The sequence below is a fragment of the Bradyrhizobium sp. RT6a genome (genome assembly GCF_040547675.1).
Classification (GTDB): Bacteria; Pseudomonadota; Alphaproteobacteria; order Rhizobiales; family Xanthobacteraceae; genus Bradyrhizobium.
In genome coordinates this window covers 456,449-472,106 of the sequence record NZ_JBEPQC010000001.1, presented here as the reverse complement: position 1 = coordinate 472,106, position 15,658 = coordinate 456,449, and the positions used below count along the sequence as shown (strand labels likewise).

Genomic DNA, 15,658 nt, shown 5'->3' with positions numbered 1-15,658 from the left:
ATGGCCGATTATCAAGGCCCTGACGATCTGAAATCCATCTCTGCCTTCGTGGCGCTGGCGCCGGTAGAGGCCAACGCGTTTCTTGCGTTCAACCACGCGGTCGAGCGCAAGGACGGATTGATCCCGCCAAAATATCGCGAGCTGATCTCGCTCGCGGTCGCGCTCACCACGCAGTGCGCCTATTGCCTCGATGTGCACACGGCGCAGGCGGCGAAGGCCGGTGTAACGCGCGAAGAAATCGCGGAAGCCGCGCTGATCGCGGCGGCGGTTCGCGCCGGCGGCACGCTCGGCCATGCGTTGTTGGCGCAGCGCCTGTTCGAGCGGCATCGGGGCGAGGAACTGGGATAGAGGAGCGGGCGGATGCCCGTCAAGGATCAGGAGCTTGCCAAACCATCTCGGCCTCGATGGATTCCGCTTCGGCTGGGTCGCCGCCTGGATCGACCATCGCGGTGATCACGGCTTCGATTATTCGCCGGGTCTCGCGCGGCTGCTCGCGCTGCCGCATGCCCGGGCGATGATCGACATGCCGGTCGGCTTGAAGCCGAGCGGGTATCGCATCTGCGATTTGCGCGCGCGCGAGCTGGTCGGTCCCGCCGTGTTTCTCGGCGCGCGCCGTGACCTCTGGACATTCGCCGACATGACTGCAGCTAACCGGCACTACTGGGAATACGAGGGCAAGGGCAAGGGCGTATCGGCGCAGCTCTGGAACATCAGGGATAAGATCAGGGAGGTCGACGAGATCATGACGCCGACGCGGCAGGAGACCATCGGCGAAGCGCATCCGGAATTGATTTTCTGGAATCTGGCTGGGCGGGTCCGGCTTGCAAGGAAGACATCGGCGGAGGGCCGCGAGCAGCGTATCGCACTCCTGGAGCAGCGCGGCTTCGCGCGCTTGCCAAAATGGCTGACTCAGCGACATGGCACCGGGATCGGCCGTGACGATCTCATCGACGCCTGTGCCTGCGCCGTCGCAGCGCGCGATAGCACGGAGCGGTTCGGCGGGGAGGAGACCGACCCCCGGGGCTTGCGGATGGAGATTAATTATTGAGGCTGTCCGCGTGCTAGGGTCGGGAAAAAGCTGCAATTATTTGAAGCTTGCAGGAACTGACGACGGCTGGCCCGCGTTCCTCGTGTGAACCGAAGAGGGAGAAGCTCGTCCGATGAGGGATGCCAGTCAATTCGCTACCGCGATGCTTGCGCTCGTCTTCACCGGAGCACTGCTCGTCACCGGCCAGCTCTTCATCGAGCAACGCGCACAGCGCGATGTGATGCACGCCACCAACCATTTGCTGCGGCCGTTGTGACCTGCGCGGGAAAATGATCTGACCACTCGACCTTGCGTCGTTCGTTCGCTCGCCTAGACTAGGCGGCATCTCGTGAACGAAGCCGGGGTCCTGATGTCCGATCTGTCCGCCTTTCCCATCACCAAGCGCTGGCCGGCCAAGCACCCGGAGCTGCTCCAGCTCTATTCGCTGCCGACGCCGAACGGCGTCAAGGTCTCGATCATGCTGGAGGAGATCGGGCTTCCCTACGAAGTCCATCTCGTCGATTTCGGCAAGGACGACCAGAAGACGCCGGAATTCCTCTCGCTCAATCCGAACGGCAAGATCCCGGCGATCCTCGATCCCAATGGTCCCGGCGGCAGGCCGCTGCCGCTGTTCGAATCCGGGGCGATCCTGCAATACCTCGCGGAGAAGACCGGCAAGCTGCTGCCGCAGGATGCCGCGCGCCGTTACCAGACCATCCAGTGGCTGCATTTCCAGATGGGCGGCATCGGGCCGATGTTCGGCCAGGTCGGCTTTTTCCACAAATTCGCCGGCAAGGATTTCGAGGACAAGCGGCCGCTGGAGCGCTACGTGGGCGAGGCCAAGCGGCTGCTCGGGGTGATGGAGATGCATCTTGCCGGCCGGCAATGGTTTATGGACGACGATTACAGCATTGCCGACATCTCCATGCTCGGCTGGGTGCGCAACCTCATCGGTTTCTACGGCGCCGGCGATCTCGTCGAGTTCAGCCAGTTCAAATCCGTCGCGGCCTGGCTCGAACGCGGGCTGGCGCGTCCGGCGGTCGAGCGCGGGCTGAACATTCCGAAGCGGCCCGGAAACTAGAACAGCCGTCCGCCGTTCGGCACCGGCTTGCTCGGCTGCACCAGCACGACCTTGCCTTCGGCATCGGGGAAACCGAGGGTCAGCACCTCCGAGACGACCGGGCCGATCTGGCGCGGCGGGAAATTCACGACCGCAGCTACCTGTTGGCCCAGCGTTTCAAGCGGATGTTTTCGGTGATCTGGGCCGAGCTCTTGCGGACGCCGATCGAGGGACCGAAGTCGATCCACAGCCGCCAGGCCGGCTTGCGCGCTTCCGGGAACGGCTTTGCATCGATGATGGTGCCGACACGGATATCGACCGCGAGGAAGGCGTTGAAGTCGATGGTCGGCGACGCGGTCGCGGCTGGATCGTGGGTGACGTGCATGGAGTGTCCGTTCGGAGAGCTGGCGTCGTTCGCAATATTGTCGCGCGAACCGGAGTTGCGTACAACGCCGAAGCATCACGATATGACGCATGCGCGAGGACTGTCTTGCCCAACATCATCTACGGCATCAAGAACTGCGACACCATGAAGAAGGCGCGCGCCTGGCTCGACACCCATGGCGTCGCCTACGCGTTTCACGACTACAAGACGGCGGGCGTGGAGAAGGACAAGCTCAAGCAGTGGAGCGACAAGGTCGGTTGGGAGACGCTGCTCAATCGCGCCGGGACGACCTTCAAGAAGCTGCCCGATGCCGACAAGGAAGGCCTCTCCGAGAAAAAGGCGCTGGCGTTGATGCTAGCGCAACCATCGATGATCAAGCGGCCGGTGCTTGAAGTTGGTGGCAAGCTGCTGGTCGGATTCAAGCCGGACATTTATGCCAAGGAAGTCACGACCAAGGAAGCCGCCGTCAAATCGCGCTGACCGCTAGTTCAGCTCGATGATCTCGGTGGGAACACCGGAGCCCTGCTGGTCCGCGAACTCGATCGGCTCGGCGGGCGCGATGCGGCCGGGGGGGCGATGGAACAGGTCGCGGTCGATCACCGCGCTCAATCTCGGGCGCGGCAGCGCGTCATTTCCGCGCATCAGATTCTCGATCTCGAAGCCGCCGTCCTCGCAGAAGGTCTTGAGCGATGCGATGATGTGACAGACCTTGCCGTCGGTCTGGAAAGGCAGCAGCAGGCGCTCATAGGCGACGATACGGCCGTAGATGTCATCGACGTCGGCAACGCTGTAGACAGGCAGCCCGCGCGCCACGCATTCATGATAGACCGGCATCACCAACGGCACGAGACGCGGCCCGATATACTCGTCGAGCAGAACGCCCTTGCCGGTGTGTCCATAGGCGCGAGAGATTCGCGTACCTTCGCTCTGGATGGTCAGACGCGGCGTCGGCGTCGACGCATCCACCGTATAATAGATCAGATCGGAGAGCTCTTCCTCGAGCCGCGCAGGCTGGTACTCCCAGATCGCCGGGGCCGTCTGCTGGCGCGCATAAAGCCGCAGCCACGTGTTCAGGAGATCACGCTGCCGGATCGACTTGACCACGGAAGGAGCCGCGCTTGCAAAATCCAAGGCAATATTCCCGGCGAATAGAAATTCCGGACGCATGAAACCCGCGCATGATCCTCGCGGCGGGAAAATTTTCTATGAAGGCTGGCGTAGGGAACGAAAGACCGTTAACGACGGCTTGATGACCGGCGCTTTGCGAACCGGGAGGCCGGGCAGGCGCGACATCAAAACACGTCCGACTAAGGGAGCATAAGTCTCCCGGCCGGAGGCCTGACCTGCTCAGCTTTCCGCCTTGCCTAACCCCCGTCACCTCCGGCATATTCCGCGCCCGGAGGCGGCGTTCCGGATGGGCTCCAAGGAGTGGCTCCAAGGCCTCCGGAAAGCCGAAGCAACAAGGATAGCCACGCGCGTTGTGCGGGCAGGGGGAAAACTGTTTGGCCGATGAGTTCATTCTCGAAACGGAAGGCTTGACCAAGGAGTTCGCGGGCTTCTTCGCCGTCCGCGACGTTGCGCTCAAGGTTCGCCGTGGGAGCATTCACGCGTTGATCGGCCCGAACGGCGCCGGCAAGACGACGTGCTTCAATCTTTTGACCAAGTTCCTCAAACCGTCTGCCGGAAAAATCCTGTACAAGGGACAGGACATCACCGCGATGGCGCCCGCCGACGTGGCCCGCCTGGGGCTGGTTCGCTCGTTCCAGATCTCGGCGGTATTTCCCCATCTCACCGCGCTGGAAAACGTCCGCGTCGCGCTTCAGCGCCAGCACGGTAGCTCCTTCGATTTTTGGCGCTCCAAATCCGTGCTCAACCAATTCAACGATCGCGCGCGCGAGCTGTTGAACGATGTCGGCCTCAGCGAGTTTTCCAATACGCCCGCGGTCGAGATGCCCTACGGGCGCAAGCGCGCACTGGAGATCGCAACCACGCTCGCGCTCGACCCAGAGATGATGCTGCTGGACGAGCCGATGGCCGGCATGGGCCACGAGGACATCGACAAGATCGCGGCGCTGATCAAGCGCATCTCCGCGAAATATACCATCCTGATGGTCGAGCATAATCTGAGCGTCGTGGCCAATCTCTCCGACATCATCACCGTGTTGACGCGCGGGCAGGTGCTGGCGCAGGGCCATTACAGCGAGCTCACCAAGGACGAACGCGTCAAGGAAGCCTATCTGGGAGCCGGTCATGGCTGAGACTGCATCGGCGGAAGCTCCCGCAAAGGCCGCGAGCGGCGGCAACCTCCTCCAGGTCCGCAACCTCGAAGCCTGGTACGGCGAGTCCCACATCCTGCACGGGATCAACTTCGACGTGAACGCGGGTGAGGTCGTCACCCTGCTCGGGCGCAACGGCGCCGGCAAGACCACCACGCTGAAGTCGATCATGGGCATCATCGGCAAGCGCACCGGCTCGGTGAAGTTCAACAACCAGGACATCATCCGCACGAGCTCGGACAAGATCGCGCGGATGGGAATCGCATTCTGCCCGGAAGAGCGGGGAATTTTCGCCAGTCTCGATGTCCGGGAGAACCTGCTGTTGCCACCGGTGGTGCGCCCCGGCGGATTGCCGCTCGAGCAGATATTCGATCTGTTTCCGAACCTGAAGGAACGGCTCAACAGCCAGGGAACCAAACTCTCCGGCGGCGAGCAGCAGATGCTCGCGATCGCGCGCATCCTGCGCACCGGCGCGAACTTCCTGATGCTGGACGAGCCGACCGAGGGTCTTGCGCCCGTCATCATCCAGCAGATCGGCCACACCATTGCGCGGCTCAAGAAGGAGGGTTTTACGATCCTCCTGGTCGAGCAGAACTTCCGGTTCGCATCCACCGTCGCCGACCGCTATTACGTGGTCGAGCACGGCAAGATCATCGACGGATTTGCCAATGCGGAGCTTGCCGCCAACATGGACAAGCTCCACACCTATCTCGGCGTCTAGAACAAAAAGATTCATAGGGAAGTAGCATGATCACAAAGTCGATTGCGTCGTTTCTGCTCGGCACGGCGCTGGTCGTGACCGCCACCGGTGCAGCCTTCGCGCAGGACAAGACCGTCAAGATCGGCGCGCTGTCCGATCAGTCCGGGCTCTATGCCGACCTCGGCGGACCGGGCTCGACGCTCGCCGCGCAGATGGCCATTGAAGACTCCGGCTTGGCTGCGAAGGGCTGGAAGATCGACATCATCTCGGGTGATCACCAGAACAAGCCCGACATCGGCACCGCGATCGCGCGGCAGTGGTTCGACGTCGACAAGGTCGACGTCATCGTCGACGTGCCGAATTCCGGCGTGGCGCTTGCGGTTAACAACGTCATCAAGGAAAAGAACGGCGTCTATATCAACTCGGGCGCGGCGACCTCGGATTTGACCAACGCGCAGTGCTCGCCCAACACGGTGCACTGGACCTACGACACCTACATGTTGGCCCACACCACAGGCCAGGCGCTGGTGAAGGCCGGCGGCGACACCTGGTTCTTCCTGACCGCGGATTACGCCTTCGGCGCGGCGCTGGAGCGCGACACCACCGCTGTCGTTACCGCAAATGGCGGCAAGGTGGTCGGCGGCGTCAAGCACCCGCTGAACACGCCGGACTTCTCGTCCTTCCTGCTCCAGGCGCAGGCCTCCAAGGCCAAGATCATCGGCCTTGCCAACGCCGGCGGCGACACCACCAACACGATCAAGCAGGCGGCCGAGTTCGGCATCGTCAAGGGCGGCCAGAAGCTCGCGGCGCTGCTGCTGTTCCTCACCGACGTGAAGGCGATCGGGCTCGAGACCGCACAGGGCCTCAACTTCACCGAGACTTTCTACTGGGACATGAACGACCAGACCCGTGCGTTCTCCAAGCGCTTCGCCGAGAAGATGAAGAACAACGCGCCGCCCACCATGGTGCAGGCCGGCGTGTATGCGGGCGTGCGTCACTATTTCAAGGCCCTGGAAGCGCTCGGCGGCAACCCGCATGACGGCGCCAAGGTCGTCGAGAAGATGAAGTCGATGCCGACGGAAGACGATCTGTTTGGCAAGGGCGAGATCCAGCCCAACGGCCGCACCATCCACAATGCCTATCTGTTCGAGGTGAAGAAGCCCTCCGAGTCCAAGGGACCGTGGGACTTCTACAAGCTGGTCGGTACGGTGCCGGGCGACCAGGCCTTCACGCCGCTGTCCGAGAGCAAGTGCGCGCTGTTGAAGAAGTAAGATAACCGCCCGCAGGCCATCAGGTCTGCGGGCGACTTTCAGGGAACGCCGAAGGGACCGGGTGCGGGATCGATGCAGGCTCTTTACGCTCAGCTACTGGTGGGACTGATTAACGGCTCGTTCTACGCGCTGCTCAGTCTCGGGCTTGCCGTGATCTTCGGCATGCTCAACATCATCAATTTCGCCCACGGTGCGCTCTACATGATGGGCGCGTTCGTCGCCTATTTCCTGCTGAACCTCGGCGGCATCAACTATTGGTGGGCGTTGCTGCTTGCGCCGATCATTGTCGGCCTCTTCGGCATGATCCTGGAACGGACCATGCTGCAATGGCTGACCGGGCTCGATCATCTCTACGGTCTGCTCCTGACCTTCGGCATTGCGCTGATCGTGCAGGGCGTGTTCCAGAACTACTTCGGCTCCTCCGGCCTGCCTTATGCCATTCCGGATCAGCTCAAGGGCGGCATGAATCTCGGCTTCATGTTCCTGCCCGTCTATCGCGGCTGGGTCGTCATCTTCTCGCTGGTGGTCTGCATCGCGACCTGGTTCTTGATCGAGAAGACGCGGCTCGGCGCCTATTTGCGCGCCGCCACCGAAAACCCGACGCTGGTGCGCGCCTTCGGCGTCAACGTGCCGCGCATGATCACGCTGACCTACGGCCTCGGTGTCGGCCTTGCCGCGCTCGCCGGCGTGCTGTCGGCGCCGATCAACCAGGTGCGGCCTCTGATGGGCGCCGACCTCATCATCGTGGTGTTCGCGGTGGTCGTGATCGGCGGCATGGGATCGATCATGGGCTCCATCATCACCGGCTTCGCGCTCGGTGTGATCGAGGGCCTGACCAAATATTTCTACCCCGAGGCCTCCAACACCGTCGTGTTCGTGCTCATGGTGCTGGTGCTCTTGGTGAAGCCAACGGGATTGACGGGAAGGGCGGCCTGATATGACAGCCTTGACGGACGACACGCTGCCGGTAACCCCGCGCTCGATCCGCGACGAGATGATCGTGTTCGTGGTGATGGCGCTGCTGCTGGCTTCGGTGCCATTCACCGGAGTCTACCCGTTCTTCGTGATGCAGGCGCTGTGCTTCGCGCTGCTCGCCTGCGCCTTCAACCTGCTGATCGGCTATGGCGGCTTGCTGTCCTTCGGCCATGCGATGTTCCTGGGGACGGCCGGCTATTGCAGCGCGCATGCGCTGAAGGTCTGGGCGCTGCCGCCGGAACTCGGCATCCTCGTCGGCGTCGCCGGTGCCTTCGTGCTCTCGCTCATCACGGGCTATATCTCGATCCGCCGCCAGGGCATCTATTTCTCGATGATCACGCTGGCGCTGTCGCAGTTATTGTACTTCATCTACCTCCAGGCGCCGTTCACCCATGGCGAAGACGGCATCCAGGGCATTCCGCAGGGACGCATGTTCGGCGTCTTCGATCTGACCAAGCCGACCGTGCTCTACTACGTGGTTCTGGTCGGCTTCCTCGCCGGCTTCCTGCTGATCTTCCGCATCATCAACTCGCCGTTCGGCGAGGTCCTCAAGGCGATCCGCGAGAACGAGCCGCGGGCGATCTCGCTGGGTTACCGGACCGATCAGTACAAGTTCCTGGCTTTCGTCCTCTCGGGCACGCTGGCCGGCTTTGCCGGTGCGCTGAAAGTTTTCGTGGCGCAGAATGCCTCGCTCACCGACGTGCACTGGTCGATGTCGGGCGAAGTCGTGCTGATGACGCTTGTCGGCGGACTCGGAACCGTGTTCGGTCCCGTGGTCGGTGCCTTCGTGATCATCGCCATGCAGCAATATCTGGCGGGGTTCGGCCAGTGGGTGACCGTGATCCAGGGATCGATCTTCGTGATCTGCGTGCTCACCTTCCGCCGTGGCGTCATCGGCGAAATCGCGCATTACTTCCGGCGGTCGCTGTAAGTAATTGATATAATGGAAGATGTACTGACGCGCGAAAGCGGTGGATGATCCGGCTCCACGGGCGTGAGGTGGCACGCGCGTGGATCGAAAATGGTCTATGACAGTTTCATGACGGCCCGCTTGGGCCAGGCCATAATCCAACCGGTAGTCTCTCCCCCATGATGCGATTGTTTCGCGCTTTCCTGCCCAAGGAAGAACGGTTCTTCGACCTGTTCGACCGCCACGCCCAGACCGTGATCCAGGGCTCGATCGCGCTCCAGAGCATGCTCAACGGGGGCGAGGAGACGCCGGTCTATTGTCAGCGCGTCAACCAGTTCGAGAACGATGCCGACAACATCACCCGTGAGGTGCTGACGGCGGTGCGCCGCACCTTCATCACCCCGTTCGACCGTGGTGACATCAAGAACCTGATCACCTCGATGGACGACGCCATCGACCAGATGCAGCAGACCGCCAAGGCCGTGATGCTGTTCGAAGTCCGCAGCTTCGAGCCGCCGATGCGGGAGATCGGCGGGCTGCTGATCGAATGCGCCAATCTGGTCGGCCGTGCGCTGCCGCTGATGCAGAAGATCGGTCAGAACGTGGCGATGCTGACCGCGATCACGGAAGAGCTGGGCAAGCTGGAAGGCCGCGTCGACGATCTCCATGATATCGGGCTGAAGGAACTCTTCCTCAAGCATCGCGACGGCAACGCGATGGATTTCATCGTCGGCGCAGAGATCTACGACCATCTCGAGAAAGTCGCCGACCGCTTCGACGACGTCGCCAACGAGATCAACAGCATCGTCATCGAGCAAGTATAGGGCAGGGGCCACGCCGTGGATGTTGCGTTGGGTCTTCCCGTCCTGGTCGGATTGATCGCCGTCGCGCTGCTGTTCGACTTCCTGAACGGCCTGCACGACGCCGCCAATTCGATCGCGACCATCGTCTCGACCCGCGTGCTGCGGCCGCAATACGCGGTGTTCTGGGCGGCGTTCTTCAATTTCGTCGCCTTCTTGGTGTTCGGGCTCCACGTCGCCCAGACCATCGGCACCGGCATCATCGATCCCGCGATCGTGGATGCTCAGGTGATCTTCGCCGCGCTCGTCGGCGCCATCGTCTGGAACCTGGTGACATGGGCGCTCGGCATCCCATCGTCCTCGTCTCATGCATTGATTGGCGGCTTGTTTGGTGCCGGCGTGGCCAAAGCCGGTCTTTCGGCGGCGGTCTGGAGCGGATTGTCCAAGACGGTGATCGCCATCGTGCTGTCTCCGCTCGTCGGTTTCCTGCTCGCGATGGTGCTGGTTGCGATCGTCTCCTGGGCCTCGGTGCGCTCCACGCCCTTTGCCGTGGATCGCGCCTTCCGCATCCTGCAATTCGCCTCCGCTTCGCTCTATTCGCTCGGCCATGGCGGCAACGACGCGCAGAAGACCATGGGCATCATCGCCGTGCTGCTCTATTCGCAGGGCCAGCTCGGCGGCGAATTCTTCGTCCCCTTCTGGGTGGTGCTCTCGTGCCAGGCCGCTATGGCGATGGGGACGCTGATGGGCGGCTGGCGCATCGTTCGCACCATGGGCCTGCGCATCACCAAGCTGACCACGATGCAGGGCTTTTGCGCCGAGACCGGCGGTGCCGCGACCCTGTTCATGGCGACCTTCCTCGGCGTTCCCGTCTCGACCACCCACACCATCACCGGCGCCATCGTCGGCGTCGGCGCCGCCCGCCGCCTCTCGGCGGTGCGCTGGAACGTCGCCAGTTCGATCGTTTATGCCTGGGTGATCACGATGCCGGCCTCGGCCATCGTCGCCGCGCTGAGTTGGTGGGCGGTCAAGCTCTTCGTCAGGTAACCAGCTTCAGTCCGACAATCCCGGCGACGATCAGCCCGATGCTGGCGAGGCGGAACGCGGTGGCCGGCTCGCCGAACAGGACGATGCCGAGCGTCGCGGTACCAACCGCGCCGATGCCGGTCCAGACTGCATAAGCGGTTCCAATCGGCAGCGATTTGAGGGCGAGCCCGAGCAGGATGATGCTGCCGGCCATGGCGCCGAGCGTGAGGACTGACGGAACGAGCTTGGAGAACCCCTCGGTATATTTGAGGCCGATCGCCCAGGAGATCTCCAGCAGACCGGCGACGAACAGGATGCTCCAGGCCATGACGACCCTCCATTCAAGGCAGGGTCGTCCCCGCGACTGGTGTGCTGTGGGAGGGGAAGGCCGTCCTCCCAACCCAAGCCCGATATGGGGCTGGCCGGAAGGCTCCGCAATCACCAGATGAGGCTTGATCAGGCTCATTTTCCCTGCCAAACGCTGCCGCAATGTCCGACATCGCCACCACAGCCGAATCGACGGCCCGTTCCTCGCTTGCCGCTGAAGTGTCGCGGCGGCGTACCTTTGCGATCATCTCGCATCCGGACGCCGGCAAGACCACGCTGACCGAAAAGCTGCTGCTGTTCGGTGGCGCCATCAATCTGGCCGGCCAGGTCAAGGCCAAGGGCGAGCGGCGCAACACGCGTTCGGACTGGATGAAGATCGAGCGCGAGCGCGGCATCTCTGTCGTGACCTCGGTCATGACCTTCGAGTTCGAGGGCCTCGTGTTCAACCTGCTGGACACGCCGGGCCACGAGGACTTTTCGGAAGACACCTATCGCACGCTCACGGCGGTCGATTCCGCCGTCATGGTGATCGACGCCGCCAAGGGCATCGAGGCGCGCACCCGAAAGCTGTTCGAGGTGTGCCGTCTTCGCGACATCCCGATCATCACCTTCATCAACAAGATGGACCGCGAGAGCCGCGACGTGTTCGAGCTCCTCGACGAGATCGAGAAGACGCTGGCGCTCGATACCACGCCGATGACCTGGCCGGTCGGTCGCGGCCGCGACTTTCTCGGCACCTACGACGTCGTCAATGGCGGCGTGCGCCTGCTCGAAGGCGGTGGCGCCAAGACCGGCGCGGCGCAGCAGATCGAGATCGCCGAGCTCGGCAAGCTCAATGCCAATCTCGACGTGTCCGCGGTCAAGGACGAGCTCGAGCTCGTCACCGCGGCTTCAAAACCGTTCGAGCTCGAAGCATTTCGCGAGGGCCATCTGACGCCGGTTTATTTCGGCAGCGCGCTTCGCAATTTCGGCGTCGGCGACTTGCTGCAAGGGCTCGGCAAGTTCGCGCCCGAGCCGCGCGCGCAGGAGAGCGATCAGCGCAAGGTCGAAGCCACAGACCCCCGCATGAGCGCCTTCGTGTTCAAGATCCAGGCCAACATGGATCCCAATCACCGCGACCGTATCGCCTTCGCGCGGCTTTGCTCCGGCAAGTTGAGCCGCGGCATGAAGGCGAAACTCGTGCGCACCGGCAAGAGCATGCCGCTGTCGAGCCCGCAATTCTTCTTCGCGCAGGACCGTTCGGTTGCGGACGAGGCTTATGCCGGCGACGTCGTCGGCATTCCCAATCACGGCACGCTTCGCATCGGCGATACACTGACCGACGGTGAGGATTTCAACTTCGTCGGCGTGCCGAGCTTCGCGCCGGAAATCGTCCGCCGCGTGCGTCTCACCGATGCGATGAAGGCGAAGAAGCTGAAGGAAGCGCTTCAGCAGATGTCGGAAGAGGGCGTTGTGCAGGTGTTCCGCCCGCGCGACGGCGCGCCCGCGCTGGTTGGCGTCGTCGGCGCACTCCAGCTCGACGTGCTCAAGGCGCGGCTGGATGCGGAATATTCCCTGCCGGTTGAATTCGAGGTCAGCGAGTTCCAGCTTGCGCGCTGGGTCTCTTCGGACGACCGCAAGAAGCTCGATACCTTCATCGCGGCCAACACCTCCAGCATCGCCGACGATGTCGACGGCGACCCCGTCTATCTGGCGCGGAACGAGTTCTATCTCGGCTACACCAGGGAACGGGCCGAGGGCATCGAGTTCACCAACGTCAAGGACGTCAAGAAGAAGGGGTAGGGTGCGGCTTCGCCCGCTCTGCAGCCACTCCCCCTCCGCTGTCATGCTCCGCGAAAGCGGGGCATCCAGCACGCCGCAGCCTCTCGGCTCAATCACAAACGTCTCTGGAATACTGGGTCGTCCGGTCAAGCCGGACGACGACACCGCGTGTACGCGCGAGCATGTGAACGCTTGCGGGCTTGACGGCTTCTCCGGCGATGCCACGTTCTGGTCATGTGGCGCGGCATCCTTGTTTTCCTCCTGCTGGCGATCTCGACGATCGCCGCGGACGCGCGGCCGCGACAAATCAACCCGATTCCGTTTTCGCACGAGCCGTGCAGCGTGCTCGACGGCAGGCCCTGCACGCCGTCCTATTGCAGCCCGCTCGAGCCTGGTCCCTGTATTCCCGAGATCGACTATCCCTACGGCCAGAACCTCCAGCTCACGATCCAAAGCGTGCCACCGGAGGCGGATCGCGGCAAATATCAAAAGCCGGATCACGATCTCGATACGATCGGCGACCTCTTCGCCGAGCTGCGCAGCTGCTGGTCGCCGCCATCGGACAATGCGCGCGCGGGCATGCAGATGGCCGTGCGTTTCAGCTTCAACAAGTCGGGCGGCCTGATCGGCCCGCCGCGCCTGACCTTTGCGACCGCGGGCGTGCCCGCCGAGACGAGAACCACCTATCTCAGGGCGATCAATTCATCGCTGAATGCCTGCTTGCCGCTGAAATTCACCGGCGGTCTTGGCGGTGCCCTGGCCGGGCGGCCGATCGCGATCCGGTATGTCGACAATCGCGAGATCGGCAAGTAGCCCATCAGTTGCGACCCGCGGCCAATCGATGATACGCCATGAGCTGGGGCGCTGGTTGAGGGGAGAATCTCGTGGGTCTGCTGGTCATGATCCTGGGGCTTGCGCTGTTTTTTGCGGCGCATGTGTTCACGACGAAACGCGAGGCGCGCGCGCAGGCAATCGCGAGGCTGGGCGAGGGGACCTACAAAATCCTCTATTCGCTCGCCTCGCTCGCGGGGCTCGCGTTGATCATCTGGGGCTTCGCGCATTATCGTGCGACGGGCTGGATAGACGTCTGGTATCCGCCGAAAGCGCTGAAGCACATCACCCTCGCGCTGATGCTGCCGGCGGTCATCCTGGTGGTTGCGTCCTATCTGCGCGGCCGCATCTATGCGACGCTGAAGCATCCGATGCTGGCCGGCATCAAGCTGTGGGCGGCGGCGCATCTTCTGGCCAATGGCGATCTCGGCTCCATCATCCTGTTCGGCTCCTTCCTGGGCTGGGCGGTGTATGACCGCATCACGCTGAAGCGTCGCACCGATGGCGGCGGTCCGCCGATTCCGGTGGGCGGCGTCACCAACGATCTGATCGCGATCGTGGTTGGAATCGTCGCATATCTGGCGCTGGCGTTTGCGTTCCATCCGGTCGTGATCGGTGTTCCCGTGATCGGCGGCTAGCCGATCAGCACAAGACAGCACCGGCATGCCCATGCGCGGAAGGTAACAAGAGCAACAAGCCGAGGGCATCCCGATGGACTGGTCGCATTCTCAGATCCCGCCGATGCGGCTCGAGACGCGCTTTGGCGATCGCGTGGTGCCGGCCTTCGCCGACCGCCCCGTGAGCATATGGGCCATGATCGCAGATGCCTGCGCGCGTAATCCCGACGGCGAAGCGCTGATCTCGGGCGATGTCCGGCTGAGCTGGCGGCAGGCCGCGGAGCAGGCTGCGCGGATCGCGGCGGGATTTCGCAAGCTCGGATTGCAGCGGGGCGATCGTGTCGCGATCCTGCTCGGCAACCGCGTCGAATTTCCGCTGCTGCTGTTCGCTGCCGCGCATGAGGGGCTTGTCACGGTGCTGCTCAGCACGCGGCAGCAGAAGCCGGAAATCGCCTATGTGCTCGCCGACTGCGGTGCCAAAATCCTGATCCACGAGGCGGCACTCGCGGAGCGGCTGCCGGATGCACTAGACGTGCCCGATGTGATCCACCGCATCGCCGTCGACGACGATCCGGCTCTGTCGGATTTCGCGGTGCTCGTCGACAACGCGCCGGCCGCGGCGCCGGTCGAGACGAGCGAGGAGGACACCGCGATGATCCTCTACACCTCGGGCACGACAGGCAAGCCGAAGGGCGCGATGCTGGCCCATTGCAACATCGTCCATTCCTCGATGATCTTCGTGTCCTGCCTGCGATTGACGGCGGCCGATCGCTCGATCGCGGCGGTGCCGCTCGGCCACGTCACGGGTGTCGTCGCCAATATCACGACGATGATCTGCTGCGGCGGCGCGCTGATCATCATGCCAGAGTTCAAAGCCGGCGAATATCTCAAGCTCGCCGCGCGCGAGCGCGTCACCTACACGGTGATGGTGCCGGCGATGTACAATCTCTGCCTGCTCCAGCCCGATTTCGAGAGCTACGATCTGTCGAGCTGGCGCATCGGAGGCTTTGGCGGCGCACCGATGCCGGTCGCTACCATCGAGAAGCTCAAGGCGATCATTCCCGGCCTCGAGCTTGCGAATTGCTACGGCGCGACCGAGACCACATCGCCGTCCACGATCATGCCCGGCAAGTTGACGGCGACCCACATCGACAGCGTCGGCCTGCCGTGTCCGGGTGCGCGCATCCTGGCAATGGGGGCGGACGGGCGTGAGCTGCCGCCTGGCGAAATCGGTGAGCTCTGGATCCAGAGTGCCTCCGTGATCAAGGGCTACTGGAACAATCCGAAAGCCACGGCCGAAAGCTTCACCAGCGGGTTCTGGCATTCCGGCGATCTCGGCTCGGTCGACGCGGAGGGATTTGTCCGGGTGTTCGACCGGCAGAAGGACATGATCAATCGCGGTGGCCTGAAGATCTATTCGGCCGAGGTCGAATCCGTGCTGGCCGGCCATCCCGCCGTGGTCGAGAGTGCGATCGTCGCCAAGGCGTGCCCGGTGCTGGGCGAACGCGTTCACGCTGTGGTCGTGGCGCGCGCACCGGTGGACAGCGAGGCCTTGCGCGCCTGGTGCGCGGAGCGGTTGTCCGACTACAAGGTCCCGGAAACGATGGTGATCACCGCGGAGCCGCTGCCGCGCAATGCCAATGGCAAGGTGCTGAAGCGGCAGCTGCGGGAGCTGTTGGGAGCCTGACCCGG

Annotated in this window: 18 protein-coding genes and 1 pseudogene; 16 read left to right on the top strand and 3 right to left on the bottom strand. The window is 63.2% G+C overall.

The window, feature by feature from the left end:
* The 4 genes from ABIC03_RS02430 to ABIC03_RS02415 all read left to right on the top strand — a co-directional run bounded on the left by ABIC03_RS02430 (position 1) and on the right by ABIC03_RS02415 (position 2,108).
* Complete coding sequence (locus ABIC03_RS02430) at positions 1-348, top strand: carboxymuconolactone decarboxylase family protein (protein WP_354055211.1); 348 nt, start codon at positions 1-3, stop codon at positions 346-348.
* Positions 349-382: 34 nt separating this feature from the next.
* Positions 383-1,048, top strand: a complete 666-nt coding sequence (locus tag ABIC03_RS02425) for a DUF429 domain-containing protein (RefSeq protein WP_354055209.1) — start codon at positions 383-385, stop codon at positions 1,046-1,048.
* Between the two features lie 112 nt (positions 1,049-1,160).
* The gene (locus ABIC03_RS02420) at positions 1,161-1,304 is read left to right on the top strand and encodes a hypothetical protein (RefSeq protein ID WP_007609210.1); all 144 of its coding nucleotides are present in this window, start codon (positions 1,161-1,163) and stop codon (positions 1,302-1,304) included.
* A gap of 93 nt (positions 1,305-1,397) precedes the next feature.
* Positions 1,398-2,108: a glutathione S-transferase family protein gene (locus tag ABIC03_RS02415; RefSeq protein WP_354057476.1), complete on the top strand. Its 711-nt coding sequence runs from the start codon at positions 1,398-1,400 to the stop codon at positions 2,106-2,108.
* Here ABIC03_RS02415 and ABIC03_RS02410 read toward each other — a convergent pair.
* A pseudogene (locus ABIC03_RS02410) lies at positions 2,105-2,472 on the bottom strand (tRNA-binding protein). The gene ABIC03_RS02415 and the pseudogene ABIC03_RS02410 sit on opposite strands and share 4 nt — an antisense overlap.
* A gap of 105 nt (positions 2,473-2,577) precedes the next feature.
* Between ABIC03_RS02410 and ABIC03_RS02405 the strand changes: the two are divergent.
* Positions 2,578-2,952, top strand: a complete 375-nt coding sequence (locus tag ABIC03_RS02405; RefSeq protein WP_354055206.1) for an ArsC family reductase — start codon at positions 2,578-2,580, stop codon at positions 2,950-2,952.
* A 3-nt stretch (positions 2,953-2,955) separates the two neighbouring features.
* Here the strand turns inward: ABIC03_RS02405 and ABIC03_RS02400 are convergent, their stop codons facing one another.
* The gene (locus tag ABIC03_RS02400; protein ID WP_354055204.1) at positions 2,956-3,639 is read right to left on the bottom strand and encodes a PAS domain-containing protein; all 684 of its coding nucleotides are present in this window, start codon (positions 3,637-3,639) and stop codon (positions 2,956-2,958) included.
* 335 nt (positions 3,640-3,974) lie between these two features.
* Here ABIC03_RS02400 and ABIC03_RS02395 point away from each other — a divergent pair, with 335 nt between their 5' ends.
* The 7 genes from ABIC03_RS02395 to ABIC03_RS02365 all read left to right on the top strand — a co-directional run bounded on the left by ABIC03_RS02395 (position 3,975) and on the right by ABIC03_RS02365 (position 10,451).
* Positions 3,975-4,730, top strand: a complete 756-nt coding sequence (locus ABIC03_RS02395; RefSeq protein ID WP_018459153.1) for an ABC transporter ATP-binding protein — start codon at positions 3,975-3,977, stop codon at positions 4,728-4,730.
* Complete coding sequence (locus ABIC03_RS02390) at positions 4,723-5,469, top strand: ABC transporter ATP-binding protein (protein ID WP_354055201.1); 747 nt, start codon at positions 4,723-4,725, stop codon at positions 5,467-5,469. Before ABIC03_RS02395 ends, ABIC03_RS02390 begins: the two co-directional genes overlap by 8 nt.
* A 26-nt stretch (positions 5,470-5,495) precedes the next feature.
* Entirely contained in the window at positions 5,496-6,719 is a 1,224-nt protein-coding gene (locus ABIC03_RS02385) for an ABC transporter substrate-binding protein (RefSeq protein ID WP_354055199.1), read from the top strand.
* Positions 6,720-6,791: 72 nt separating this feature from the next.
* Positions 6,792-7,655, top strand: coding sequence for a branched-chain amino acid ABC transporter permease (locus ABIC03_RS02380; protein WP_354055197.1), 864 nt, complete (start codon positions 6,792-6,794; stop codon positions 7,653-7,655).
* Position 7,656: 1 nt separating this feature from the next.
* On the top strand, positions 7,657-8,625 hold the full coding sequence (locus ABIC03_RS02375; RefSeq protein ID WP_007609238.1) for a branched-chain amino acid ABC transporter permease: 969 nt from the start codon (positions 7,657-7,659) through the stop codon (positions 8,623-8,625).
* A 158-nt stretch (positions 8,626-8,783) separates the two neighbouring features.
* Positions 8,784-9,428, top strand: coding sequence for a DUF47 domain-containing protein (locus ABIC03_RS02370; RefSeq protein ID WP_007609240.1), 645 nt, complete (start codon positions 8,784-8,786; stop codon positions 9,426-9,428).
* A gap of 15 nt (positions 9,429-9,443) precedes the next feature.
* On the top strand, positions 9,444-10,451 hold the full coding sequence (locus ABIC03_RS02365) for an inorganic phosphate transporter (RefSeq protein WP_354055194.1): 1,008 nt from the start codon (positions 9,444-9,446) through the stop codon (positions 10,449-10,451).
* On the opposite strand, the gene sugE is transcribed toward ABIC03_RS02365, so the two are convergent.
* On the bottom strand, positions 10,444-10,758 hold the full coding sequence (sugE, locus tag ABIC03_RS02360) for a quaternary ammonium compound efflux SMR transporter SugE (RefSeq protein ID WP_275167243.1): 315 nt from the start codon (positions 10,756-10,758) through the stop codon (positions 10,444-10,446). The genes ABIC03_RS02365 and sugE overlap by 8 nt on opposite strands.
* Before the next feature lie 161 nt (positions 10,759-10,919).
* On the opposite strand from sugE, the gene ABIC03_RS02355 reads away from it, so the two are divergent.
* The 4 genes from ABIC03_RS02355 (at position 10,920) to ABIC03_RS02340 (ending at position 15,653) form a co-directional block, all read left to right on the top strand.
* Positions 10,920-12,539: a peptide chain release factor 3 gene (locus ABIC03_RS02355; RefSeq protein WP_354055191.1), complete on the top strand. Its 1,620-nt coding sequence runs from the start codon at positions 10,920-10,922 to the stop codon at positions 12,537-12,539.
* 213 nt (positions 12,540-12,752) lie between these two features.
* Positions 12,753-13,331 carry a UCP034077 family protein gene (locus ABIC03_RS02350; protein WP_354055189.1) on the top strand — a complete coding sequence of 193 codons (579 nt, stop codon included), beginning with the start codon at positions 12,753-12,755 and terminating at the stop codon, positions 13,329-13,331.
* Between the two features lie 71 nt (positions 13,332-13,402).
* Positions 13,403-13,987 (top strand): NnrU family protein, encoded by a 585-nt coding sequence (locus ABIC03_RS02345; RefSeq protein ID WP_354055187.1) that lies wholly within the window; start codon positions 13,403-13,405, stop codon positions 13,985-13,987.
* Between the two features lie 73 nt (positions 13,988-14,060).
* Positions 14,061-15,653 carry a class I adenylate-forming enzyme family protein gene (locus ABIC03_RS02340; protein WP_354055185.1) on the top strand — a complete coding sequence of 531 codons (1,593 nt, stop codon included), beginning with the start codon at positions 14,061-14,063 and terminating at the stop codon, positions 15,651-15,653.
* The last annotated feature ends 5 nt before the right edge of the window (positions 15,654-15,658 follow it).